The organism is Viridibacillus soli (assembly GCF_016612995.1).
In the GTDB taxonomy this organism is placed as follows: Bacteria; Bacillota; Bacilli; order Bacillales_A; family Planococcaceae; genus Viridibacillus; species Viridibacillus soli.
In genome coordinates this window covers 1-460 of sequence record NZ_JAEOAH010000100.1, presented here as the reverse complement: position 1 = coordinate 460, position 460 = coordinate 1, and the positions used below count along the sequence as shown (strand labels likewise).

Here is a 460-nt window from a genome sequence, read left to right as displayed (position 1 = left end):
TGAATCCGAATATTGTTAATCCAATTCACATAATCCCAAAGTTCAAGATCAAGCTGTTCAAGAGAGAGGAAAGTGCGTTGGTACACAAATTCGATTTTAAAGCTTTTATATGTTGCTTCGGCCACGGCATTATCATACGGGCATCCTTTCGCACTAAGTGAACATTGGATACCAAATGCTTCTGTCGTTTCTGCCGTTAGCTGATTATCAAATTCAGAACCACGGTCGGTATGGAATAATTGCACATTGGTTAAGCTGCCTTTAATGCTACTCAACGCTTTATATACAAGGTTTGAGTCTTTATTCGGACCCACATTTGCGCCGACTAATTCACGGTTAAAGAGGTCAACAAATAAGCATACATAATGCCATTTTTTCCCGACGCGTACGTATGTTAAATCACTGACTAAAACTGATAACTCTTTTTCTTGTTGGAATTCACGATTTAAAACATTGGCTA

At 38.5% G+C, this 460-nt stretch carries 1 protein-coding gene; it reads right to left on the bottom strand.

Going from position 1 to position 460, the window contains the following annotated elements:
* On the bottom strand, positions 1–460 hold a 460-nt coding region (locus JFL43_RS22170), incomplete at both ends, for a DDE-type integrase/transposase/recombinase (protein ID WP_200750728.1).